Source organism: Pseudomonas japonica, from assembly GCF_900188455.1.
GTDB classification, from domain to species: Bacteria; Pseudomonadota; Gammaproteobacteria; order Pseudomonadales; family Pseudomonadaceae; genus Aquipseudomonas; species Aquipseudomonas japonica.
Genome location: NZ_FZOL01000027.1, coordinates 45,959 through 68,271 on the forward strand (window position 1 = coordinate 45,959; position 22,313 = coordinate 68,271).

The following is a 22,313-nucleotide window of genomic DNA, read 5'->3' on the forward strand; positions in this document are numbered from 1 at the left end:
CAGGATCAACGATATGCCCATGCAAACCAATGGATTGGCGCTGAAGTCCTTCTATGCCGACACCCGCATCTGGTCCGGCCAGGACGGCAAGCCGCTGTACTGGATCGATGACCTGAGCCTGGCCGTCAATGGTTCGGAGATCCTCGAAGACAGCTTCATCCCGACCCTGCGCGACAACGACGTAGTGCAGATCCTCAATGGCGTCATCTATTCCTATGAGGACCTGGGCAAGGTCAGCACGCTGGCGGACTACTTCAAGCGCTGGCAGTTTCGCTGCATAGATGGGCATCGAGGAATTGCCGGAAACGCGGGTCGTTACAGTGACTGACGTTGAGGCGCAGGTACTGGTCGTAGTCGCGGGTATTGCTGAACAGTGAGCCCGGCGCCAGGAAGATGCGCGCGTCGTGCGCCTGCTCGATGAGCCGGCGAAGATCCACCTGCGCAGGGAAGCGCGCCCAGAGGAACAGGCCTTCGGCCGCCCCCTCGTCGAATTCCACGCCCAGCTTGCCCAGCCATTCCCGGGCCCGCGTGCGTTCCTGCATGACCCGTTGGCGCAAGGCATCCAGATGGTGCTGGTAGCGCCCGGACTCCAGGGTGTAGGCGACGATGGTTTCGTCCAGCGACGAGCCGCACAGCACGTTGTACATCTTCTGCTCGACCAGGCGCTCGACGAACGCCGGCGGCGCCACCACGTAGCCCAGGCGCAGCGCCGGGCTGAGCACCTTGCTGAAGCCACTGAGGTAGAAGGTCCGGTTCCACTCGTCCAGGCTGCTCAGGCGCAGGGTCTGGCGGGCGCACAGGGCGCCGAAGATATCGTCCTCGACAATGTGGAAATCGTACTTCTGCGCCAGCGACAGGATCCTGAAGCCCTTGGCCGGCGAAGTGTTGCCGCCGGTGGGGTTGTGCACCAGGGTCTGGGTCAGGAACAGCTTGGGGCGGAACTCCTTGACCATCGCCTCCATCGCCTCCAGGTCCGGGCCATCGACGGTGCGCGGCACGGTGATGATGTTGAAGTCGCGGTCCTTGATCAGCTTCAGTTGCAGCAACAGATAGCTGGGGTCTTCCACCAGCAGGTAATCGCCGGGTTCGAGCATCACGTTGCGGATCAGCGAAAACGCGTGGGTGGCGCCGATGCTCACCACGATCTGGCTGCTGGACGCATTGATCTGCAGCTCGCGCAGCTTCTTGGCGATCACCGAACGCAGCTCCTGGCTGCCCGCCGCCGGGGCCGGCACGCTGCACGACAGCGTGCTGCGAATCAGCCGGCCGGTGACCGAAGCCGGCACGGCATCGGCCAGCCAGGACGGTGGCAGGTAGCCGGAACTGACCGGCGTGTCGTACTGCGAGGGGTCCAGCGCGCGGTAGAGGAAGCCGGCGTGCAGGCTGGACGGCGGCACCATCTTTTCCAGGTGCTTGGTCCCGGCCGGGTCGGTGGGCAGGATGTAGTAGCCGGCGCCGGGACGAGACTCGATCACCCGCTGCGCGACCAGGTCTTCGTAGGCACTGCTGACCGTGAAGATACTCACGCCCAACTGCCGCGCCAGGGCCCTGACCGACGGCAGGCGGCTGCCCTGGACCCACTGGAAGGCTTCGATCCGGGCGATGATGGCGGTGCGGATCTGGTCCACCAACAGCACTTTGCTGTTGCGATCTATCTCGAACATTGCGGTTTCCTGATGAAACGGGGTGCTGCCTGAGGAAATGCGGTATGGCCTTTTGCTGTCAGACTACACCAGTAATGCGGGCTTCAGGATCCACGCCGAGGTTTAATTTCCTGAGCGGTCGTGGGAAATGGTTTCTGATGTGATGGCCAGATTGCCGGAACACCCAGCATTCGCTGGAGATCTGTCAGGCCTCGATCGGGGCGCTGCGCAAGGGCGTCGCCCGTGCGCAAGCGGAAAGATGAAGGTTTGATGGGTTAACGGGATCGCCTCCCGGGACGACCCCACGACTGCCGTAAACATGTCATCAGCGAGGAAACCCAAGCAGATTAAAAATCAATCTGCCGGCCGCCGATTTGCGTCTCCGTATCATTTTGACCGGCCACCACAGCCGAAGCGCTGATTGCATTTTGATTGGCCCAATCACGCAACTTCGTAAACTCGTCCTTGCGCATTTTGCTCATCGGCACCAAACGCGAAATAGTCGTTTCAAAATCAGCCATGGTCAGGTCGCTTGCATCAGCAGAACCACTCATTCGCCGCGAGAATGCTTCAATCAACGACTCGCCAACCCACGCTTCGATTTCCGCCCCCGAAAGCACGATATCCTGGCCAAAATTCGCCTCACCGCCCAGAGCGGACAAACGGTCCAGATCAAACTTCTCCGGGTCACGCTTCAGTTTCTTCAGGTGTATCTCAAGAATCTTCTTCCTTTCCACGGTCGACGGGAAGTCAACGAAGAAGATCTCGTCGAATCGCCCCTTGCGCAAAAACTCCGGCGGCAAACCGCTTATGTTGTTCGCCGTGGCAAACACGAAAACAGGCGTCGTTTTTTCTTGCATCCACGTCAACAGCGTACCGAATACGCGTGAAGCCGTGCCCCCATCGGATGCGCCTCCGGAAGAGCCGGAAAGTCCTTTTTCAATCTCGTCGATCCACAATATGCAGGGCGAAATGGCTTCGGCGGTACGTAGCGCGGAACGAATATTGGATTCCGAAGAGCCAACCACGCCCTGGAAGATCTTTCCCATGTCCAGGCGCAGTAATGGCATGTTCCATGACGACGCTACGCATTTCGCGGTCAGCGACTTACCGCAACCTGGCACCCCGGTCAGGAGCAGCCCCTTCGGGGTTCCGACACCGAATTCCTGAGCAGCCTGGCCAAAACACTGGCTGCGCAAATGGAGCCACTTCTTGAGCGTTGCCAGCCCACCAACATCGTCAAGATTCACCTTTGAGTCGATGTATTCCAGGATGCCTGTTTTGCGTACGATCTGTTTCTTTTCGGAGAGCAGGTCCTTCACGGTACTTTCATTGATACTCAGGCTCGATACCAATGAACGAGACAGGCTGTTGTCAATTTCCAATCCCGTGAGTCCCAGAGCGGCATCGATGAGTTTTTCATTGGTGTCGCTGGACAGATCAATCTTGACGCTGCTGTTGCCTTGCCAGGAGTTGACGAAGTTGTTTATCTGAACCTTGACTTCATCTCGTGACGGCAACGGAAAATCAACCAATGTGATTTCTTTTTGCAGGTCGTTGGCGATTTCAAAGCCAGGGGCCACGATGATGCAGTTACTTCGGTATCCGCGCGAGCGAATATTGATGGCGAAATCGCGAAGTCGACGACGGTAGGCAGGATTCGAGCTTGAGGTCAGATAATTATGAGCATCACAAAAAACGAATATGTTCTTGCTGCTCTCTTCTTTTGCCTTTTCTTCGCAAAAGTCCAAGGCCACCTTCAAATCAAAGGTTTTGTCCCCAGCCACGACCCCATTGGTCTGGACACCCAGTGTCGAGTTCCAGACGAACAAACGATGACTCAGCGTCTTGGCGATTTCAGAAATCTCATTGAGTGCGCGCTCTTCCTCGAAAGACTCAATGACCAATATTGCATAACGCGCCTTGAGGTAATCTGTTATCTGCTTGGTACGGCTCATGCCTGGTATCCCTGCGCTTGAATTGAGTTATCTGTGCACCGGCAGACCGGTTTTGGTAACGCCGGAATTCGAAACAACAAATTCGACAACTCTCCTGGTACGGAAAAAATCAACATCGACTCTGTCGCTGGTCTTGATGATCTGCTTGTGCTGATAAGGATGCTCCGCGTTATGCCGGTACCGACCAGCCAGCGTCAGGTCCACGGCCTTGACAACACGAATCATGGCGTCATTCTGGAATATTTCCTTTGGCGTATAGCCTGTATAAAGTATCCAGTTCTTATCGCCATCGACAGCACGTATCAGTTGCTCCAGGGCTGGTGCCTGGTCGAGCGGCTCCCCTCCTGAGAGGGTAACCCCCGCGATGTCCAGCGCATTTATCTTCTGCGCCAATTCATCAACAGACTTCAACTGGCTCGTTTCGCGAGCATGGGTCTGCTGATTGAAACAACCCTTGCAATTCAATGCACAACCCTGCACCCATAATGTCAAGCGTAGCCCGGGGCCGTTAACGTGGCTCAACTCCATGTGGTGTACATTGATTTTCATTTATAGATTCGCGCTGAGAATTTGCAGGGTTTGCTCTTCATGGACGACGGTATATTCCGGTTTCCACTCGGTCAGCAGTTCCGACGTAGGGCGGGAAAGCAGCGATTCAAGCTCTTCGGTGAGCCGCGTGCAGATGTCGCCTTTCACACCACGCACCTCCTCCATGATTTCATCCCCCGTAAAGGTCACATGGATGCTGTATTCGTGGTGAGGCCCAAATTCGATTTCGAACCCTTGGCGCGTTTCTTTCACGTTTGCTGGAACACCTGATGCTTCTATGCGCTTGACGGTCTCATCGATGGCGACACTGACATACGCTTTCTGAAAGCTCAAAGCCAGGTCAGCCATGATCGCTTCATCGCCGTCCGAAACGGTTTCCCGTTCAATGAGGAGTGTGTAGACGCCCTCCTCGACCTGGCAGACAAACAGATTGAATCCATCAGCCGTCTGGCCACAGATCGCTCTGAATTGCTGCGTGCCCATATAACCGATTCTGCTCAGCACCTTTTTACTGAAATCGCTGGCAAATGTGGCGACCAGGCCCGTCGTTGGGCTGAGGCCCATCTTGCCGAACGCTTTGGCAATCGCCTCTTCGTTAACATAGGAAAATTCAAATTTTGTACAGTGAGACATATCAAAGCTCCAGCCGGCGACCAGGAACAACCTCTTCGGCGCTCTGGATGGCCTTCAATACGTCAGGGGTAAATTCAATGTTGCGCGTCGGCGCGGTGGATGCAAGCGCGGGCTCAGGTGCGGCAACGTGTGAAGTCGAGGCTGGAACCCCAGCGTCGACAACCGCACGACGCCTGCGTGCCACCTGTGGCGCAGCACTGTCACCCAGGAGACTTGCATCGATCACTTCCAGCAGCTTTCTGATTACCAGAATGGGATTCGATGTCAGCTTTTCATAGAGTCCGATGGTCAACAGAACATCGGAACCATCAGTGAATTTCAACTGAACAAAGTAACTCTGATTTTCATTGCTGATAATACCAATCTGCGCAACATCGCTCAGCTCCCGTGACAACTTTTTCCAACGCTGCCCATCAAACGACGCCACGATCAATTTTGTTGCCGTTGCGGCAAACGCATTGCTACCAACGGCAACGTCGTCGGCATCGAAATTCTGATAGCTGACAAGGGTCTTCTCCCCTGTTGAGAACCCCAGCGCGGTCGCCAGATACTCACTTGTCGAAAAATCGATATCCGCGTGGAATTTCAAGCTTTTTGACAGCACATAGAGGCCACCCAACCCTGACAATCCGAGACCTATTGTCTGAAACGCGTGTTTCGGTTCAAGCACCACGAAAACCGCCATGATGAAAACCATGATTCCATAACCGTAGTTTATGGCGATCTGCGTACTGAGCTTTTTATTTCTATAAAACCAGAATGTCTTGCCCGGAATATATTTCTTCGACGGTACCAGTGCCAGAGCGCACGCACCAAAAAAAACCAGGCCAATAAGCCCCATTGCAGCTTGACGCGCCTGCCCGTCCTGCAGCCCTTCAATAAACATTCCCGCACCGGCAACGATAAAAACAGGCAAGGCCGCGAGCACCAGGCCGCCTATTATCTTTCCCTTGGTGACCATCATCATTTTCCACATCGGGATAGTCTTTATCATTCACAAACTCTCCTAGAGTTGGTACAGCATCGCGTAGCAAGGGGATGTCTTTGGAACTGTTTACCGCCCTATGCTACATGACGGTCTTGAGCCTTTCACGCTCCAGAGAGGATCTGGAGCAGCCCTGTTTCTCGCGGCAACTTCGAGGCTCTGTACGAAATACATCCGAGCTCGCCCATGCTGCGTTGAAAACAGACGTGACCCCTCGACTACCGGCCTCGAAGCGTCCCCCACCGAAAAGCTAATGGCAATTTGCCTTGCCACTGCTAGGCTGGCTGTTTCATTTCGAACCGAACAAGCGATGCTCACCATCAACAACCAGCAAATGCAGGCATTCGAGCGCGCTCAACTGCACGGTTTCGTCCAGCGCGTGCTGGTCCGCCTGGAACTTGCCTGTGGCCAGGCGCACGGCTGGGTGGCGAACGATGTGCTGCTGGGCCTGGAAGCCGCGCGCGGCTTCGGCCTGGAGCATGAAGCCGAGGTGGCCGATTTCATCGAGGTCAGTTGCCACTATCTGCCGCCCCTGCCGGCGTTGCCGCTGACCCGCGCCAACTGGCCCGTGCCGGCGCTGGCGATCCTCTGCAGCCATGGCCTGGCGCCGAACGAAAAAATCAGGCGCTATCGCGCCTGGGCCAGCAACTGGGACCGGGAGCTGCCATGACTCTGGTCGGCGCCACCATCATTCCCTGCCCCAGGTCCGAGCAGAAGGTGGCCACGCACTGGCTGGAGTTCGAACTGGTGGGCGAGGACGACCAGCCGGTGCCCTGGGAGCACTACCTGGTGATCTTCCCCGACGGTACCCGGGCCTCGGGTTATCTGGACGAAAACGGCAGCGCGCGCCTGGAAGGGATCACCCAGGAAGGCGTCTGCAGGGTCGGTTTCCCGGAACTGGACGGCGAGGCCTGGGAGGAGCTCGAACTTGAGTAAGGACAGCAAGAAGCGCAAGGATTTCGACGGGAAAGATGCCTGCGGTCTGTGCGGGAACGAAAGCCAGACGCTGCATCTGTGCGGGGCCTGCACTACCAACGGTTGCGACGACTGCATGAGCAGCAGTCGCCACCCCCTGTATGGCAAGGCGCGTTCCGGCAACCTCTGCTGTATCGGCAATGGTGGCAGGTGCCCGACCTGCATGATGCCCTTTCGCACCGACGAGAACGTACAGTGCATCGTCTGCAAGCAGGAGGTTCCATCCTGCGACTGCTACATCAAGGATGTCTGCCGCACCTGCCTGGTCCCGAAGAGAACCGAGGTCAAAAAGAAAACCATCAAGTTCCAGCCCATACCCGGTTCCGCCAACACCCTGAAGCGTCAGGTCTTCGTCGACGCCCCGATAAACAATCACAAGGTCCCGCCACGCAAGTCGACGCCCGCCTGCCTGTCCGCGCCATCGAACGCGAACGAAAACGAGGACATCGGCGATATGCGCCTGTTCGATCGAGGCCACATCATTTCCCTTGACCTGAACGGCACCGACCATAGCCACCTGATCACACCGATGAACCCGCAGTTCAACCGCAACGGCAAATGGCGCCAGATGGAAACGACCATCGGCGACCTCATCGGCGGCGGTGCAGCCTGGAATATCGCTGACGAACGGGTGACGATGCCGACGAAAAGCAAGGTCACGGTGTCCCCGGGTACGAAGAATGCGCTGAATGTCGTCAACAGAATGGAGGTGCGCCTGTTCTACGACGACACCCACGGCGACGGGCGCATACCGGTCTGGTTTCACGTGAAGCTCATGCGCAATACGCAGATGGTGACGCATTTTTCCCTTGGCAATCGTGGCGTCGCACCTGCCACCGTGACCAACGACACAGCCCACGGCGAGTTCAGGGCCGCGAAGAAGATCTTCGAGGGGCTGGACCGGGAGACATTGCGCGGGTTTCTGTTCGATAAAAACGATCTCGATCACTATGTGCTCGGCGAGGGAACCCCCTCCAAGCCGCCCAACCAGTTGCTGCAGTTCATGTGGGAGGTCAACCACCTCTCGCAGAACCTGAGCCGCGCCAGGGTCTTCAGCACCATGGACGTGGGCACGCAAAGCCCGTCAACCGCCTATGACGATTTCCAGCGTCACTACCTGCGCCTGTTCAACCGCTGGAAAAACGACGGCCAATTGCTTTCGGATGTCAGCGAGGATGAGCTTTACGAAGGCGAGACGGCTGATGTCTGGGCTGAACTGGACGAACAGGGAGGAAAAGCGGCCCCCGAGGTCGATCATGTTTTTCCCAGCTACCAGTCAGGCAGCAACAGCTATCTGAACGCGCGCCTGGTCAGCTTCCAGCACAACCATGCGTACCGGGAAAAAAAGACGATAGGGGCGCAGCCGGTCCATGTGACGTTGACGGAGGCCTTTCGAACGAAAGCTGCGGGACTCCTGCACAAGGGCGAGATCCATTTAGCGCAGAGCGTTCCCGTCATGACGAGCGTCCCCATCACGAACAAGCGCAAGTCAGCCGTGGCCTGCATACCTGTTCCCTTTGATCCGCATCCGCTCACCAATGATCAGGTCGAAGTCGAATTGGAAGAATGGTTCAGCGACGAAGCTCTGTTTGACGCGGAGGCAAACCATGTTTTCCTCAATGGCCACAAAATGGGGACAGACTCGATACCGCATAAATTGAGGCACGAGAGACAGGGTTTCCTGAAAGCAGAAGCCGCGCGCAAAGCGCGGCAGGCGCTGGAAAAACAAAGGAAGCCGATCTATGTCGCCCTCTATGCACGGCATGCACAGGCAGTGGACCAGGTGACAGGTACACTCCGCGACCATGAAGGCAATTCCTTGCAATCCCTGATCGACGCAGCAACGCTGTGCGAGCCCTCCGATGTCATCGGCTCGAAGAACGCAGACACGAGCATGAGGATCGAAGACACCAGCGTCAGCGACGCAGCCTGCGAGCGCGCGCTCCAGGCCATGAAGGATCTGCTGACCGCCATGGGCAAGGGGGCCTGACATGCCCATCTACCACCTCGTCAGCGGTAACGACAGCGTCGACAGCATCGCCTACGACAACGGCCTGTACTGGCAGACCCTCTGGCATCACCCGAACAATGCCGAGCTGCGCCAGGCGCGCGGCGACCAGCGAAATATCCTGGCCGAAGGCGATCGCCTGTTCGTCCCCGACATCACCCCCCGCGATGTCGCCAAGGCGCTCGATCGCCGCCACCGCTTTCGCCGCAAGGGTATTCCGGTCACCGTGGAGGTGCGCCTGACCGAGAATGACGACGAGCCGCGCGCCGACCTCGGCTACCGGATAAAAGCCGGCAAGCGTGAAACCGAGGGACGCAGCGACGCCGACGGCTGGATCCGTTTCGGCCTGATGCCGGACATCGGCAGCGGCACCCTGACCCTGGAAACGGGCGAGACCTTCGACCTCGTGTTCAGCTCGATGCGACCAAGCGCGACCCTCAAGGGCGTACAGGGTCGCCTGCGCAATCTCGGCTATTTCGACGGCCCGCCCGATGGCAAGACCAGCCCCGCGCTCGACGCTGCGCTGCGCCATTTCCAGGCCCTGTGCGGGCTGCAGGTGACCGGCGAGGTGAACGACGCAACGATCGCGGAACTGGAGAGACGCCATGGTTCGTAGCAGCCCCGGACTCGGTTTTCTGCCTCGCGACGCATCCCGGAGCAGACCATGCTGACCATCCGCAACGCTCAGCGCGTGGCGCTGCTCGACGCCTTCGTCGTCTGGACCCTGGACTATCTGCGCGAGCAGGTGCCGACCCAACAGTTCGCCCCGCCGCCGTACGCGGGCGCCGAATGCGACCAGGCGCTGCTGCGCAAAGGTATCGAGAGCGTCTGCGAACGCGGCCTCGCCGCCGGCCTGGAAGATACTCGCCTGCTCCTGCGTCTGGTCCTGATCGTGGCGTCGATGCCTCCGACCTTCCTTCAGGATGAACACGCCGCACGCCTTCTCGACGACCGCACGCGCTCCGCCGAGCGCCGTCTGGACGACCTTGCCCTGCTGGCCGAAAGGAGCCGCTGATGGCCTATCCACCCGACATCCGCGACGCGGCGATGTTTCCCGCCGCACCGCCGGTCGCCATCGTCGCGGCCTGCAACCTGGCCCAGGACACCTGTTCCATCGACAGCCTGACCCTGACCGGGCACCCCTCGGCCGGGACCAGCTTCGACGCCGCTCCCGGCGCGGACCTTGCCGCGGGTACCGCCGGGCGCTATGTCATGGCGCCGCTGGTGGAGAACTTCCCCGTGGCCTGGACCCTGAGCGGGCACGCACGCATCCGCCGCCTGCGCCTGGAGCTGTACCGACGCGGTGATGCGCTGGCGTGCTGGTGGAAAGAGCTCGACTACGGTGGCGGCGGTATCGCCGCGAATGGCTCGACCACCTTCGACGGCGATCTGCACAACAATGTGCACCTGGCGAGCAACCCCGCCTCCGTGGTGGCGGTCGGCGCGGCGCTGGGCGGGAATTTTCCCCTGCAGGTGATGACCGCCGAGCATGCGCCCTACAAGCTGGTGCTGCGGATTCAGGAGGTCGAGGCGCCGACCCGGGTGACCTGCGCGGCACGCTGGATCTACCTGGATGTGCAGGTGCATGACATCCAGTTGCGCCTGCAGGGCGCGGCCTGGATACCCCCTGCCGGCCCGACCTACCCGGAACAACGCTTCCGGCTGTTGACCGTCGACACCCACGCCGCACTGACGGCGCAGCTCAATCCCGGCGACCTGGGCGCCGCTGCACCGGCCAACGTCAGCGTGCCCCTGACAATGAACGTCTTCTCCAGGTCGTCCAAGGACTTCTACTCCAATGCCGTGTTCGCCGGACATAAACGCCTGTTCGGCGACGGACCGACCTTGCCGCTCGAAGCCACCCTGCGTATCCGCCGCTCGGATGGCACGCCGGCCGGCGCACAAGCGGGAGCGAGTGCCCTGGGCGGACTGGGTGTGCAGTGGGATTGGCAAAGCGGTGCGCGGCCGGTGCACCCGAACGCCACGGCGCAGGCCTTCATCAGCAACGCGCTCAACTACAAACCCACGGAATGGCCCCATGCCCTGAGCAACTGCCATGCTGACCATGGCGGCAAGCGCAATGGCCTGAGCCCTCACTTTCTACCCCTTGACGCGGGAACCCTGGGAGCACCGGCCGATGCCCTCGGCGCGGTCGCGAACCGGCCCTGGGCCGCCAGCTCACAGCCGATCGCCGACTCGGCCAATGCCAATGGCGGCAAGGCTGGCATCCTCTTCCTGCCCTCGCGGATCGCCGGGGACACCTACCGTCTGCGCATCTATCTGGGCTACCCCAACCTCGGCGCCTTCGCTGTCGCCGCGGACGCGGCACTGCAGACCGCCGCGGACAACAGCGTGAGCCTGAGAAGCGCCAGCACCTTGACCGTCCGGCATCGGGTCGATGTGGCGCGCCAGTGGCGCAAACACAACGCCGTCGACGCGGCCGGACTGGTCTGGGCCGATGTCCGCGCCTTTCTGGCGGCAGCTTGCGTCGACCTGGTCGCGCCCCCTGCTCCGCAGGACATCACGCCGATGCACTACCAGGCGATCGCGGGCGCGTACTTCCCGACCATGGACCGCGCGCAGCGACTGGCAGTGGCCGCCGCCGGCAACCAGCACAACGGCCATTACGCGCTCACGTTCGTCGACTACGCAGCGTTCTGCGTCGCCGTCAGAAATCACGGCGACTGGCTGGATGGTCAGGTCGGCGCGATGCACTTCATCGATGATGCTGCCTGCAGGGTCGCGCAGCTCAATGCCATGGGCCTGAATGGCATCAACCGCCCCAACGGCTACCACAGCACCGATCTGGTTCTGCCTACCCGGGCCGATCTGCAGCGGACCTCCGTCGGACGTCGTGACGCACTGCTCAAGACCATCGGCATCAGTGACGAGGACAGCTACAAGCAGAAGTGCAAGGACTGGGGCGGCGACATCACCGCGGCCTTGTGTGGCTGGCATGCGCGTATCGTCAGCACCGATCAGCCGGGCATCCATCTGTACCATTTCGACTTTGCCAACCAGTGGTACGACTACAGCGCCGCCGGCGAGGCGGCGACAACCATATCCAACTACCTGCTCTGCCCCGAATGTGGCACCGCGACCCACACGAACGTCGAGGAGGACGGCAACCGCGACTGCACCAACGTGGCCTGCGGGCAACGGCTTGACCAGAGCGCCGTGGTCACCTGCTACGCACCGTTTCGCTACATGAACGGCCAGACAGATGCCTGGGCCAGGCGCAACCTTTCCAGGCGACAACGCGCCATCATCAAGGCCGGCAGCTGGGTTGGCACCACGGCGGCGATCACCATCGCCCACGAGATCGGTCACACCCTGGGCATGCCCCATGCCGGGCCGAAGGCGCATCTGGGACCGTTTCCGCTGGCGTCGACGGGTGGCATGTATCCACCGTTCCACGACACAGCCGACCAGACCTGCATCATGAGCTACAACTTCACCAGCGCGCCGCTCCTGCATTTCTGCGGCCTGTGCAGCCTGCGCCTGGCCGGCTGGAGCATGGGGCGCTCGAATGTGGCGACGCACCAGACCGATTTCGTGCAGGACCAGCTCACCCTGCCGCTCTCCAACCAGGGCCGCTTCAACCAGGCCCGCACCCCGGCCCCCGGGGCTGCCTGGGTGACGCCCGATCCGGCCCAGTGCACAAGCTGCCAGCAACCCTTCACCACGGGGCGCCGGGCGCATCATTGCCGCTTGTGTGGCGACGTATTCTGCGCGGACCACTCCAGCCACACGCAACCGGTACGCAATCCGCTCAAGGCCGACCCGGTCTCGATCGAACGGGTGTGCAGCCAGTGCCATCTACCGCAACCGGCCCCTCCACACGTTCCGGACCGCAGCGCCCGCTGGGAACCGGACGAGAATGCCAGCAAGTGCAAGCACCCCGGTTGCACCGTGAGGTTCTCCACGACCAATCGCATTCACCACTGTCGTGCGTGCGGGCAGACCTACTGTGCTACCCACAGCGACTTCCAGGAGCCGGTCCGCTATCCACTGCTGGAAAAGGGCCAGGTGTCCGAGGAGCGTGTCTGCGATGGCTGCAATGCGCTGTACCAGTGACGTGGGTGGCCTGGGCATTCGGGAAATGATGTCGCCGCATCAAGCTACAAATCTTCCTCTTGATCCGACTTTCATGTAGTCCATTTCCCAAGCATACTTTTCCGCCTTTTCAGCCGTTGCGCTCCTGGAAATGGGCACCTAGTCTTCGCCGGTCGCCGTGGTTTGGCGGCAGGGTTTGGTAGCCCTACATCTTCTCCAGAGCGCAAGCGTCCATTGCCTTCAGCCGACTCGTGCGGTTGTTCAGCGTCATGGTGGCTGTGCGCGGGGCGCCTTCGTGCGCGCCGGGTTGCCTGGAGACCGGTCTACCAACCCACGTACAGCCGCCACCTTTCGTTTGGTAGCGACAAGGTGTCGGTTCCTCATTTCTCCAGCGAGGTACACGATGAAAAAGATCGTTCCGGATCCACCACCCGCCCCGAACCTCACCACTGCCCACACGCATTTCGGCACCTGCCAGGGCACCCACCCACCGCTCTTCACCGTCTGCGCCGACGCCAGCCTCGAAGACGTCCTCGTGCACCTCGCCCTGTCGCTGGCCTCGGCCTATGAAACCAACTTCCAGGTCTGCGAATCGGCGGACAAGCCGATCCAGGGCGTGGCCTGGGCGACCCAGCATTCGCTGGAGATCTGCCAGGCCTTGGTCGAGGCGTTGTTGCGCAGGAAGCCAGCGAGCTGAGCAGCGTCATACCGGGCCGCACAGGCGGCCCCTCGACATCGGCATCACGGCGTTGGTGCATGAATGCATAGATATCTACACAACTTTGACGGTCTGGCGGGAAACCGCATAAAGGCCGCCAGGGGCCCGCCTTGAGTCTTGCAGCGCCTGTGAGATCGAGCGCCGCCCGCGCGGCGCATCGCGAGCACGCTCGCTCCTACATTTTTTGCAACGTGCCTATGCCTGACAGGCCATGGTTGACCGCCTTGTGTGCACAACGCGGTATCGCGTCGACCCAACAGTTTCCCCGCGATAAATCGCCAAGCGCCAAAGGCTGGCAACGCCGCTCTCACAGGCCATGGCACGTTGCAAAAAATGTAGGAGCGAGCGTGCTCGCGATGCGCCGCGCGGGCGGCGCTCGATCTGGAGGGCGCTACAAGGCTCAAGACAGGCCCCTGGCGGCCTTGATGCAATTCCCCGGCAAGCCTTCAAAGATGTATAGATACCCATGCGCATGAATGGGTGCCAGCATGACCTGCAAAAGATAGAGTCGAACCCCGTGATGTCCTCGCCAATCGGAGCACCTGATGTTCAGCCATGTCACTGTCGGCACCAACGATCTCGCACGCACCACAGACTTCTACAAGCGCGTGCTGGCACCGCTGGGCATCCACCTGCGCGCGTTCAAGCACAACCCGGACCGCGCATTGTTCACTCGGGACATGGATGCATCAGGGACCGCATTTTGCGTCTACAACCCCTTGAACGGAGAACCCGCGACACCCGGCAACGGCTCGATGGTCGCCTTCGAAGCTGCTACGCGGGCCCAGGTCGATGAGTTCCATGCACTCGCCATGGCCGCCGGGGCAACCGACGAAGGAGCGCCAGGATTGCGCCCTCAATACTCGCCAGACTATTACGGCGCTTACATCAGGGACCCTGATGGCAACAAGATATGTTGTGTCTGTCACGGTACTGAGTGAATCCCTCTGCTATCGAGGCATTCGCCAGCGCAAGAAAAGTGTTTTTGCGCAGGAAGCAAGCGAGCTGAACCGCATCATACGGGGTCGCATAGACGGCCCCTTGACATCCATGTTGCGCAGCCATCTTCAAAGACATTCTGACGCAGTCCTACCCTACATCCTTGAGCAAAACACGCAGTGCGTTAAGCTGCTCCACCGCTTGCTCGGCGGCTTTTACAGGCGCAAGACAACTACCTAGGTGAATAGTGATATGTCCGTCTGACTGCCGGGTCTGGCGAATCTGGTTTCGCTTGCGTTCAGCGTTCGCGATGTCCAGCATCTGCTCTCGAAATTCGGCTTTTACACAATTGAGTGACAGATAACTGGTAACACGAAAATGCTCTCCCTCTTGACGAACGCGCATCACTGCCGCCCAGAAAGTTCCTAGTTCCGGATCAAGCAACCGCTGAAACTCTTGCAGACTGAAATAAGTTACGACACGACGTGGATCAACGAGTAACTGACTAAACTCTTTGTGCAGTGCGCTATAGAACCTGGCAAATTTTCGTTCCTTAAGACAGCGGTCCCAGATCTGCGGTCGCCGACCGTACAACTGAAACAGCCGAACACTTGCTTTCGCTTCGTTTCCTGAGCCCGCGTTCCTGACGAGTGCAGCCAGGTCTTTGGCGCGGGATCGCGGCGCGTTAGGTGTCAACAAACCATGCAGCGTGTCCAGTACATCACCATGTCGACCAGCGACGGTCGTCACCAGGGATCCCAACATACTACCTTCAGCGAGATCATCTTCGTCCTGCATGGCAAGTCTAAACTGAGACATGGTTGATCTGACATGAGGCGCGACCCAGTTCAACTGCTCCACCTGTGCAAGGAACTCTGTCAGCCATGAATAACCTATCGGAATCCATCGATTATCCTCCGGCTCTTTTTCATTACTGTCCAAGTACAGGTGGATACCGCGATACGCTGAAAAGAGAGCGCTCAGACCTTTGTGGTACGTTCGGGTCTGATCAGCACCTTCTCGATGACCAAATTTGTTTTCGATGGCGACATACAGTTTTGCCGCGGGGTCCACTACCAACACATCAATATAGCGGGGTTCCCCAGGCAGGCCCAGTTCAGCCTCAACCATGACCGTAACTGAAGAGAACGCAAGCGTATTGATATTCGCGGCAGCGAGGAAGCGTCGGTCATTCAGGCTCAAGTTGGCGACTTGCGCAGATAATCCCGCTCGGGTCAAAAGAGACTTGAGTGCCTGGTCACCCAGCCCATGTCCCTGTGTCGGGTCAATCAACCAAGCCAGAAAGCGTGAGACATTTACTTCTTTTGGATAGCAAATCTGCAATGCCTCGCTGGAGGTGGACAGCGCGAGCATTCGTTGTACATCCGCATCGGCAAAAACTGCATCAACAAGAGCGTCAAGCGTCATATATATTCAAGACCTGCGGCGCAACAGTTCGGCGGCATGCTCACGTTCGGCTTCACTGTGATTGTAGGATACGGACACAATTCTAAGCTCATCGTTGGACTTCGAGTCCAAATACCGAAGCCGCTGCGACAGCACACGAGCAGCCATCCGGCTACTGGAATCTGCGGTTCCAGCAGTTTTTTTTGCCAGCCGACTCAATACTTCATCCGATTCGTTTTCAAAATGCTCTCGACGCTCGCGTTGTTTCCCTGCCTCCTCTTTGATCTTATCAACCATTGCCGTAGCTGCGGCAACCGCTATACCTGAGAGCGCTTTTTTTGCATTCTCAACAGTGACAGTTTCAACAATCTTCTCTTTGCTTTTCTGAACGGCTGTGTCCAGCAAGTCGCGCCAGCTCATTGGCCTCTCCTTTCAAATACAGTCCTGAAGTCATATCGGCTCCGTCGTAGAAATCTTTAAGGTGTAGTTTCCGCCTACGACCATTGATTGACGGGATACCCAAGGACTTTTTCCGCAAGAAACACGCAGCCTGATTGACCACATATCGCTCCTTGACAGCCACGCGGCCTGGCCAATGGAGCCCGAGCAGAATTTCGCAGCAGGCCCCCTTGCTCCCTGACCGCCCCACCATGAAGCCGGTTTACAACTCAACAAGCGCCTGGATGCACCGATCCCCCGCTCAAGGTTAATGACCTCACTGCTTACATGAGTGCGACAGCCAAAGTTCGAGCGGAGGGGCTGCCACTTCTGTTTTTGCCTCGACCGCACGCAACTTCACCGAGCACCCCTTCGACATGAAAAATTCTTCTGTGGCCTTGGCTAGCAGCGCTGCGCTTTTTTCTTCCTCCGGACGGAAATACTTGACAAGATTCTTATAGGGGGCTGCCAGCCGCTCTGCTCCGGGTGCCGACAACCCTTTTGCTTCCAGGGATTGTCGCAACTCATTGATAAGTGCCCGACTCAAATCACCTTGAAACTGTATATAAACCAGTTGACGCTTGAGCAATCCGGGGTTCTCGCTTTGAACTTTTGAGGTCAATTCAGCGAGGCTATCTCGAAGTTCTTTAACCGACTTCGCTGCCTCAGCCTCCTCCCTCCTGGCTGTATCGCGAAGATTAACGGCAGCGGCAGCTTCCGCTTTGGCCCTGACAGCAACTGACTCAGCGGCCCTGGCCTTCTCATCTGCTTGCGAAGACTTGATCTCCGCCAGTTCCACCTGGTTTCTCGCGACGAAGTAGCTCCCTCCCGCAGTGACGACACCACCTATGCCCAGCACAATTGCACAGAGTATCTTTATCACTTCCGACCAGTAAGAACCTCTCGCCTGTCGAGGTACTGCAGCCGCTTCCTGTTCGAGTTTGAGCTTTTCGGCTTTGAGCTTTTCGGTTTCGGCATGAAGTTTGTTGATTTGAGCGAGCTTGAGCTCTGGATCTTCCGGCCCAAGTGGTGTTGTCATGATCAGCTCCTGCAATTTCAAACACGTTGTTGAGTCAACCCGTCGCCCGACACCCCTGCCATTGATTCTCTGTTTCAAACTGGCGACATCTCGTCACCCCGACTTCACTCTCTTTCCTGTTACAGATATTTGATCCTCTTCGGCATCGCCTTGCGACTCTGCTTCTCCCCCCGCGGCATCAACGGCACCGCATGGGAATACCAATGCCGGCGAATGCCGTTTTCCGAAATCGCCGCTTCGTCCCAGGGACCGAGCCCCACGCAGAGGAATTCGAACAACACCGTGGTCGGGTGCCCGAAATCGCGCCCGAGCTGTTCGCCCCGCCCGCTGTAGTAGGCATGCACCAGTTCATGCGCCAGGCCGATCGCCGCCGGCCGGCTGAGGTTGAGGGGGTTGCTGGGGTACGGGTTCCAGCCGATGTCCGAGGCGCTGCCGTTGCCGGACGGCGAGACATGCCGCAGCGCCGCCAGGGTCGCCACCAGCGCATGGTTCTTGGCCCGCTGGCTCAGGCGCCCCGGCAAGGGCTGGCCGGCGATCCAGGCGGCGACCTCGTGGACGGTGATGCCGATGTCGTAGCCGCGCCCGTCCAGGGAGCGGGCCACGGTCTGGTCATTGAAATAGCCTTCGTTGGAACTGCTCCAGCGCGCATAGCGCGGGTCGCCCAGCAAGGTCCACTGGTTGGCGTACTGCCGCGCCTTCTCCAGGCCGGCCCAGAAGCCGGTGCCACTGCCAGGCACGGCATCCAGCAACAGTTCCTGGGCACTGTTGATCACATGGGTCAGCCAGCGCGGCTGGGCATGGGCCGGGATGGTCAGGCGGTTGAGCGCGGCCTGGGTGACACCGCCGATCAGGCTGTTGGGGATCAGTTCCTCGGCGACCAGGTTCAGGGCGCCATCGGCGGCCTTGACGCTGTTGCCCAGCAAGGCCGGGACGATGGAGGCCGCGCTGGCCGCGGACAGTTGCTGGAGGATCTGCCGTCCGGCCGGGGTCGCGTGGATATAACGCAAGGCATCGTTGACCAGACCGCGAAAGGTCGCGGGAAAGTCCAGGAACACCGCGCGCCCGGTCTGCGGATCGGTGCCGGTGTAGGCATCGTCGGCGGTCACCACCGCAATCCCCGGCCCGCCCGCATGCCAGGCCTGGTCGGTTTCACGCCAGTATTCGATCGTCTGCGTCATGTTTGCGTCCTTGCAAGGGGAAGAACGTGAAACCGCGCACCTGACGACAGGATGGCCAAATGGCATCGCGCGCGGGCGGTTGACGAAGGTGTAGACCGTTGCCGGGTATCGGTCAAATGCCGGAAAAAACCATGGCCTGCGCAAGCACGCCATCACTGACCGGACCGCTTCCGCAGGGCCCGTGGCGCAACGCTGACAGGCATGTCCGTCCCTGTCCGGGGCCTACACTTACCTGAGCGAAAAATTGTGAACCATCTAGTTAATTAGCAAGCTAAGCGTATAATGCGCCCCATTCAAACAGCGAGATACACGGCATGAAGCAGCAAACTCGGGCCTCCGGCCTCAGTACATTCATCCTGGTCGGGCTGGGGGTGGTCATCGCCCTGCTCGGCCTGGCCCTGGCCGCGGGCGGCTTACGCCTGACCAGCCTGGGCGGCAGTTGGTACTTCCTGATCGGCGGTATGGTCATGGCCGTGGCCGGCCTGCTCATCGCCCTGCGCAAGCCCGCGGGCGCCTGGGTCTACGCGGCGTTCCTGGTCGGTACCGCGATCTGGGCCCTGGCCGATGTCGGCCTGGGCTTCTGGCCGCTGTTCTCGCGGCTGTTCATGTTCAGCGCGGTGGGCCTGGCCGTGGCCCTGACCTGGCCGCTGCTGGCCCGCGCCGCCGGGCGCACTCCGGGGCGCGGCGCCCATGGCCTGTCCGCGCTGCTGGCCGTGGCACTGGCGATCGCCGTGGGCAACATGTTCGTCGCCCACCCGAGCGTGCCGGCCAACGGCAAGGGCCCGGGCCTGACCGCGGTGGACCCGGCCAACGCGCAGAAGGACTGGGCCCACTATGGCAACAGCGAAGGCGGCAGCCGCTTCGCCGCGCTGGATCAGATCAACCGCGACACGGTGAACAAGCTGCAGGTGGCCTGGACCTACCGCACCGGCGACATCGCCGTGAGCGACGGCAACGGCGCGGAAGACCAGCTGACCCCGCTGCAGATCGGCGACAAGGTGTTCATCTGCACCCCGCACAACAACCTCATCGCCCTGGACGCCGACAGCGGCAAGCAGCTGTGGAAGAACGAGATCAACGCCCAGTCCAAGGTCTGGCAGCGTTGCCGCGGCATGGCTTATTTCGACGCCACCCAGCCGCTCGCCCAGCCGAGCCAGCCGAACAGTTCGCCGATCATCGCCGCCAGCGTGCCGGCCGGCGCCAACTGCCAGCGGCGCCTGCTGACCAACACCATCGACGCCCGCCTGATCGCGGTGGACGCCGATACCGGCGAGTTCTGCCAGGGCTTCGGCAACAATGGCCAGGTCGATCTCAAGGCCGGCCTGGGTGATGTCCCGGATTCCTACTACCAGTTGTCCTCCGCGCCGCTGATGGCCGGCACCACCGTGGTGGTCGGCGGCCGGGTCGCCGACAACGTGCAGACCGACATGCCGGGCGGCGTGATCCGCGGTTTCGACGTGATCACCGGCGCCATGCGCTGGGCCTTCGACCCGGGCAACCCGCAGGACAGGCAGGCCCCGGCCGAGGGCGCCAGCTACGTGCGCAGCACGCCGAACAGCTGGGCGCCGATGTCCTACGACGCGGCGATGAACACCGTGTTCCTGCCGATGGGCAGTTCCTCCACCGACCTCTACGGCGCCGAGCGCACCGCGCTGAACCACCGGTACGGCGCCTCGATCCTCGCCGTCGACGCCAGCACCGGCGCCGAGAAGTGGGTCTACCAGACCGTGCACAACGACCTCTGGGACTTCGACCTGCCGATGCAGCCGAGCCTGATCGACTTCACCAGGGACGACGGCAGCAGCGTTCCGGCGCTGGTGATCGGCACCAAGGCCGGGCAGATCTTCGTCCTCGACCGCGCCACCGGGCAGCCGCTGACCAGGGTCGAGGAAGTCCCGGTCAAGACTGCCGGCATCCCCAACGAGCAGTATTCACCGACCCAGCCGCGCTCCGTCGGCATGCCGCAGATCGGCGCGCAGACCCTGAGCGAGTCGGACATGTGGGGCGCCACCCCGTATGACCAGCTGCTGTGCCGCATCGACTTCAAGAAGATGCGCTACGACGGCCTGTACACCGCGCCTGGCAACGACCTGTCGCTGAGTTTCCCGGGCTCCCTCGGCGGGATGAACTGGGGCAGCCTGTCCACCGACCCGGTGCATGGCTTCATCTTCGTCAACGACATGCGCCTGGGCCTGTGGATCCAGATGATCCCGTCGGCCAACCAGGGCAAGGCCGCCGGTGGTGGCGAGGCGCTGAACACCGGCATGGGCGCGGTGCCGCTCAAGGGCACGCCGTATGCGGTGAACAAGAACCGCTTCCTCTCGGTCGCCGGCATTCCGTGCCAGGCCCCGCCCTACGGCACGCTGACCGCCATCGACATGAAGACCCGACAGATCGCCTGGCAGGTGCCGGTGGGTACCGTCGAGGACACCGGCCCGCTGGGCATCCGCATGCACCTGCCGATCCCGATCGGCCTGCCGACCCTCGGCGGCACTCTGTCGACCCAGGGCGGCCTGGTGTTCATCGCCGGCACCCAGGACTTCTACCTGCGCGCCTTCGACAGCGGCAACGGCAAGGAAATCTGGAAAGCCCGCCTGCCGGTGGGCAGCCAGGGCGGACCGATGACCTACGTGTCGCCGAAGACCGGCAAGCAGTACGTCGTGATCAGCGCCGGCGGTGCCCGCCAGTCGACGGATCGCGGTGACTATGTGATCGCCTACGCCCTGCCTTGACCGCTTGGCTGCTGGGACTGCAGGTAAAGGCAGCGCGCTGACGTGTTTTGCCGCTGATGGCCGCATCGCCGCGGTTCGGCCATCAGCAACACCGGCAGCCGTGGATTTCAGGACCCGACCCTGACCTCCCGCACCTGCTGGTCCGCGTGATACGAAGAGCGCACCAGCGGGCCCGCGGCCACATGCCTGAATCCCATCCGCGCGCCCTCCTCGGCAAACCAGGCAAAGGTGTCCGGATGGACGAAGCGCTGCACCGGCAGGTGACTGCGCGACGGTTGCAGATACTGCCCCAGGGTCAGCATGTCGACGCCGTGTTCACGCATCCGCCCCATCACCTCGATCACCTCCTCGTCCGTCTCGCCCAGCCCGAGCATCAGCCCTGACTTGGTCGGTACCCCCGGCAGCAACTGTTTGAAGCGCTCCAGCAGGTCCAGCGACCACTCGAAGTCCGAGCCCGGACGCGCCGCCTTGTACAACCGCGGTACGGTTTCCAGGTTGTGGTTGAACACATCCGGCGGCGCCTGCGCCGTGATCGCCAGGGCAACGTCCATGCGCCCGCGATAATCCGGCACCAGGGTCTCCAGCTGGATACCCGGGCAACGCGCGCGAATCTCGCGGATGCACGCGGCAAAGTGCGCGGCCCCACCATCGCGCAGGTCGTCGCGGTCCACCGAGGTGATCACCACGTACTTCAGACGCAGATCGGCAATCGCGGTGGCCAGGTTGCGCGGCTCGTCGACATCCAGCGGCTTCGGACGGCCATGGCCGACATCGCAGAACGGACAACGCCGGGTGCAGATATCGCCCATGATCATGAAGGTCGCCGTGCCCCCGGAGAAACACTCGCCCAGGTTCGGACACGATGCCTCCTCGCAGACGCTGTGCAGCTTGTGCTTGCGCAGCAGCGCCTTGATCCGCGCCACCTCGGGCGAGGCGGCGATCTCCACGCGGATCCAGTCCGGTTTGCGCGGCACCTCCTCGGTGGGCAGGATCTTCACCGGAATCCGCGCCACCTTGTCCGCACCGCGCAGTTTCACCCCCGTCTGCACACCCAT

20 protein-coding genes are annotated in these 22,313 nt (G+C 60.7%); 10 read left to right on the plus strand and 10 right to left on the minus strand.

Annotated features, from left to right (window positions below; translation table 11 throughout):
- Positions 1–13 precede the first annotated feature (13 nt).
- A complete protein-coding gene (locus CHB99_RS25410) occupies positions 14–328 on the plus strand; it encodes a hypothetical protein (protein WP_042127223.1) in 315 nt (104 codons plus the stop codon).
- On the opposite strand, the gene CHB99_RS25415 is transcribed toward CHB99_RS25410, so the two are convergent.
- The 5 genes from CHB99_RS25415 to CHB99_RS25435 all read right to left on the minus strand — a co-directional run bounded on the left by CHB99_RS25415 (position 255) and on the right by CHB99_RS25435 (position 5,777).
- Positions 255–1,664 carry an aminotransferase-like domain-containing protein gene (locus tag CHB99_RS25415; protein ID WP_042127221.1) on the minus strand — a complete coding sequence of 470 codons (1,410 nt, stop codon included), beginning with the start codon at positions 1,662–1,664 and terminating at the stop codon, positions 255–257. The genes CHB99_RS25410 and CHB99_RS25415 overlap by 74 nt on opposite strands.
- 326 nt (positions 1,665–1,990) lie before the next feature.
- Positions 1,991–3,601 carry an AAA family ATPase gene (locus tag CHB99_RS25420; RefSeq protein WP_042127219.1) on the minus strand — a complete coding sequence of 537 codons (1,611 nt, stop codon included), beginning with the start codon at positions 3,599–3,601 and terminating at the stop codon, positions 1,991–1,993.
- Between the two features lie 27 nt (positions 3,602–3,628).
- The gene (locus CHB99_RS25425) at positions 3,629–4,150 is read right to left on the minus strand and encodes a 4Fe-4S single cluster domain-containing protein (RefSeq protein WP_042127218.1); all 522 of its coding nucleotides are present in this window, start codon (positions 4,148–4,150) and stop codon (positions 3,629–3,631) included.
- The gene (locus CHB99_RS25430; protein WP_042127216.1) at positions 4,151–4,783 is read right to left on the minus strand and encodes a DUF2997 domain-containing protein; all 633 of its coding nucleotides are present in this window, start codon (positions 4,781–4,783) and stop codon (positions 4,151–4,153) included.
- 1 nt (position 4,784) lies between these two features.
- The gene (locus tag CHB99_RS25435; RefSeq protein WP_042127214.1) at positions 4,785–5,777 is read right to left on the minus strand and encodes a hypothetical protein; all 993 of its coding nucleotides are present in this window, start codon (positions 5,775–5,777) and stop codon (positions 4,785–4,787) included.
- A 301-nt stretch (positions 5,778–6,078) separates the two neighbouring features.
- On the opposite strand from CHB99_RS25435, the gene CHB99_RS25440 reads away from it, so the two are divergent.
- From CHB99_RS25440 to CHB99_RS25475, 8 genes are all read left to right on the plus strand, one after another.
- The gene (locus CHB99_RS25440) at positions 6,079–6,438 is read left to right on the plus strand and encodes a hypothetical protein (RefSeq protein WP_042127212.1); all 360 of its coding nucleotides are present in this window, start codon (positions 6,079–6,081) and stop codon (positions 6,436–6,438) included.
- On the plus strand, positions 6,435–6,704 hold the full coding sequence (locus CHB99_RS25445; RefSeq protein WP_052419500.1) for a hypothetical protein: 270 nt from the start codon (positions 6,435–6,437) through the stop codon (positions 6,702–6,704). The genes CHB99_RS25440 and CHB99_RS25445 overlap by 4 nt, the downstream gene beginning before the upstream one ends.
- Complete coding sequence (locus CHB99_RS25450) at positions 6,697–8,733, plus strand: DNA/RNA non-specific endonuclease (RefSeq protein WP_042127210.1); 2,037 nt, start codon at positions 6,697–6,699, stop codon at positions 8,731–8,733. The genes CHB99_RS25445 and CHB99_RS25450 overlap by 8 nt, the downstream gene beginning before the upstream one ends.
- Position 8,734: 1 nt before the next feature.
- A complete protein-coding gene (locus tag CHB99_RS25455; RefSeq protein ID WP_042127209.1) occupies positions 8,735–9,367 on the plus strand; it encodes a peptidoglycan-binding domain-containing protein in 633 nt (210 codons plus the stop codon).
- 48 nt (positions 9,368–9,415) lie between these two features.
- Positions 9,416–9,766, plus strand: coding sequence for a hypothetical protein (locus CHB99_RS25460; RefSeq protein WP_042127207.1), 351 nt, complete (start codon positions 9,416–9,418; stop codon positions 9,764–9,766).
- The gene (locus CHB99_RS25465) at positions 9,766–12,828 is read left to right on the plus strand and encodes an FYVE zinc finger domain-containing protein (protein ID WP_042127206.1); all 3,063 of its coding nucleotides are present in this window, start codon (positions 9,766–9,768) and stop codon (positions 12,826–12,828) included. Before CHB99_RS25460 ends, CHB99_RS25465 begins: the two co-directional genes overlap by 1 nt.
- A gap of 382 nt (positions 12,829–13,210) precedes the next feature.
- Entirely contained in the window at positions 13,211–13,504 is a 294-nt protein-coding gene (locus CHB99_RS25470; protein WP_042127205.1) for a hypothetical protein, read from the plus strand.
- A gap of 566 nt (positions 13,505–14,070) precedes the next feature.
- A complete protein-coding gene (locus CHB99_RS25475; RefSeq protein ID WP_042127199.1) occupies positions 14,071–14,466 on the plus strand; it encodes a VOC family protein in 396 nt (131 codons plus the stop codon).
- A 148-nt stretch (positions 14,467–14,614) separates the two neighbouring features.
- Here CHB99_RS25475 and CHB99_RS25480 read toward each other — a convergent pair whose 3' ends face one another.
- From CHB99_RS25480 to CHB99_RS25495, 4 genes are all read right to left on the minus strand, one after another.
- Complete coding sequence (locus tag CHB99_RS25480) at positions 14,615–15,892, minus strand: PDDEXK-like family protein (protein WP_052419499.1); 1,278 nt, start codon at positions 15,890–15,892, stop codon at positions 14,615–14,617.
- A gap of 6 nt (positions 15,893–15,898) precedes the next feature.
- Positions 15,899–16,291: a hypothetical protein gene (locus CHB99_RS25485; RefSeq protein WP_042127197.1), complete on the minus strand. Its 393-nt coding sequence runs from the start codon at positions 16,289–16,291 to the stop codon at positions 15,899–15,901.
- A gap of 295 nt (positions 16,292–16,586) precedes the next feature.
- A complete protein-coding gene (locus CHB99_RS25490) occupies positions 16,587–17,348 on the minus strand; it encodes a hypothetical protein (protein WP_042127195.1) in 762 nt (253 codons plus the stop codon).
- A 119-nt stretch (positions 17,349–17,467) separates the two neighbouring features.
- Complete coding sequence (locus tag CHB99_RS25495) at positions 17,468–18,526, minus strand: type III secretion system effector protein (RefSeq protein ID WP_042127193.1); 1,059 nt, start codon at positions 18,524–18,526, stop codon at positions 17,468–17,470.
- A gap of 314 nt (positions 18,527–18,840) precedes the next feature.
- On the opposite strand from CHB99_RS25495, the gene CHB99_RS25500 reads away from it, so the two are divergent.
- Positions 18,841–21,258: a glucose/quinate/shikimate family membrane-bound PQQ-dependent dehydrogenase gene (locus CHB99_RS25500; protein WP_042127191.1), complete on the plus strand. Its 2,418-nt coding sequence runs from the start codon at positions 18,841–18,843 to the stop codon at positions 21,256–21,258.
- 107 nt (positions 21,259–21,365) lie between these two features.
- Here the strand turns inward: CHB99_RS25500 and lipA are convergent, their stop codons facing one another.
- Positions 21,366–22,313, minus strand: a complete 948-nt coding sequence (gene lipA / locus CHB99_RS25505) for a lipoyl synthase (protein WP_089266677.1) — start codon at positions 22,311–22,313, stop codon at positions 21,366–21,368.

Bases quoted from the DNA above. Each gene is read 5' to 3' on its own strand.
- CHB99_RS25410 (WP_042127223.1), top strand. From the start codon at position 14: ATGCCCATGCAAACCAATGGATTGGCGCTGAAGTCCTTCTATGCCGAC.
- CHB99_RS25415 (WP_042127221.1), bottom strand. From the start codon at position 1,664: ATGTTCGAGATAGATCGCAACAGCAAAGTGCTGTTGGTGGACCAGATC.
- CHB99_RS25420 (WP_042127219.1), bottom strand. From the start codon at position 3,601: ATGAGCCGTACCAAGCAGATAACAGATTACCTCAAGGCGCGTTATGCA.
- CHB99_RS25425 (WP_042127218.1), bottom strand. From the start codon at position 4,150: ATGAAAATCAATGTACACCACATGGAGTTGAGCCACGTTAACGGCCCC.
- CHB99_RS25430 (WP_042127216.1), bottom strand. From the start codon at position 4,783: ATGTCTCACTGTACAAAATTTGAATTTTCCTATGTTAACGAAGAGGCG.
- CHB99_RS25435 (WP_042127214.1), bottom strand. From the start codon at position 5,777: ATGATAAAGACTATCCCGATGTGGAAAATGATGATGGTCACCAAGGGA.
- CHB99_RS25440 (WP_042127212.1), top strand. From the start codon at position 6,079: ATGCTCACCATCAACAACCAGCAAATGCAGGCATTCGAGCGCGCTCAA.
- CHB99_RS25445 (WP_052419500.1), top strand. From the start codon at position 6,435: ATGACTCTGGTCGGCGCCACCATCATTCCCTGCCCCAGGTCCGAGCAG.
- CHB99_RS25455 (WP_042127209.1), top strand. From the start codon at position 8,735: ATGCCCATCTACCACCTCGTCAGCGGTAACGACAGCGTCGACAGCATC.
- CHB99_RS25460 (WP_042127207.1), top strand. From the start codon at position 9,416: ATGCTGACCATCCGCAACGCTCAGCGCGTGGCGCTGCTCGACGCCTTC.
- CHB99_RS25465 (WP_042127206.1), top strand. From the start codon at position 9,766: ATGGCCTATCCACCCGACATCCGCGACGCGGCGATGTTTCCCGCCGCA.
- CHB99_RS25470 (WP_042127205.1), top strand. From the start codon at position 13,211: ATGAAAAAGATCGTTCCGGATCCACCACCCGCCCCGAACCTCACCACT.
- CHB99_RS25475 (WP_042127199.1), top strand. From the start codon at position 14,071: ATGTTCAGCCATGTCACTGTCGGCACCAACGATCTCGCACGCACCACA.
- CHB99_RS25480 (WP_052419499.1), bottom strand. From the start codon at position 15,892: ATGACGCTTGACGCTCTTGTTGATGCAGTTTTTGCCGATGCGGATGTA.
- CHB99_RS25485 (WP_042127197.1), bottom strand. From the start codon at position 16,291: ATGAGCTGGCGCGACTTGCTGGACACAGCCGTTCAGAAAAGCAAAGAG.
- CHB99_RS25490 (WP_042127195.1), bottom strand. From the start codon at position 17,348: ATGACAACACCACTTGGGCCGGAAGATCCAGAGCTCAAGCTCGCTCAA.
- CHB99_RS25495 (WP_042127193.1), bottom strand. From the start codon at position 18,526: ATGACGCAGACGATCGAATACTGGCGTGAAACCGACCAGGCCTGGCAT.
- CHB99_RS25500 (WP_042127191.1), top strand. From the start codon at position 18,841: ATGAAGCAGCAAACTCGGGCCTCCGGCCTCAGTACATTCATCCTGGTC.
- lipA (WP_089266677.1), bottom strand. From the start codon at position 22,313: ATGGGTGTGCAGACGGGGGTGAAACTGCGCGGTGCGGACAAGGTGGCG.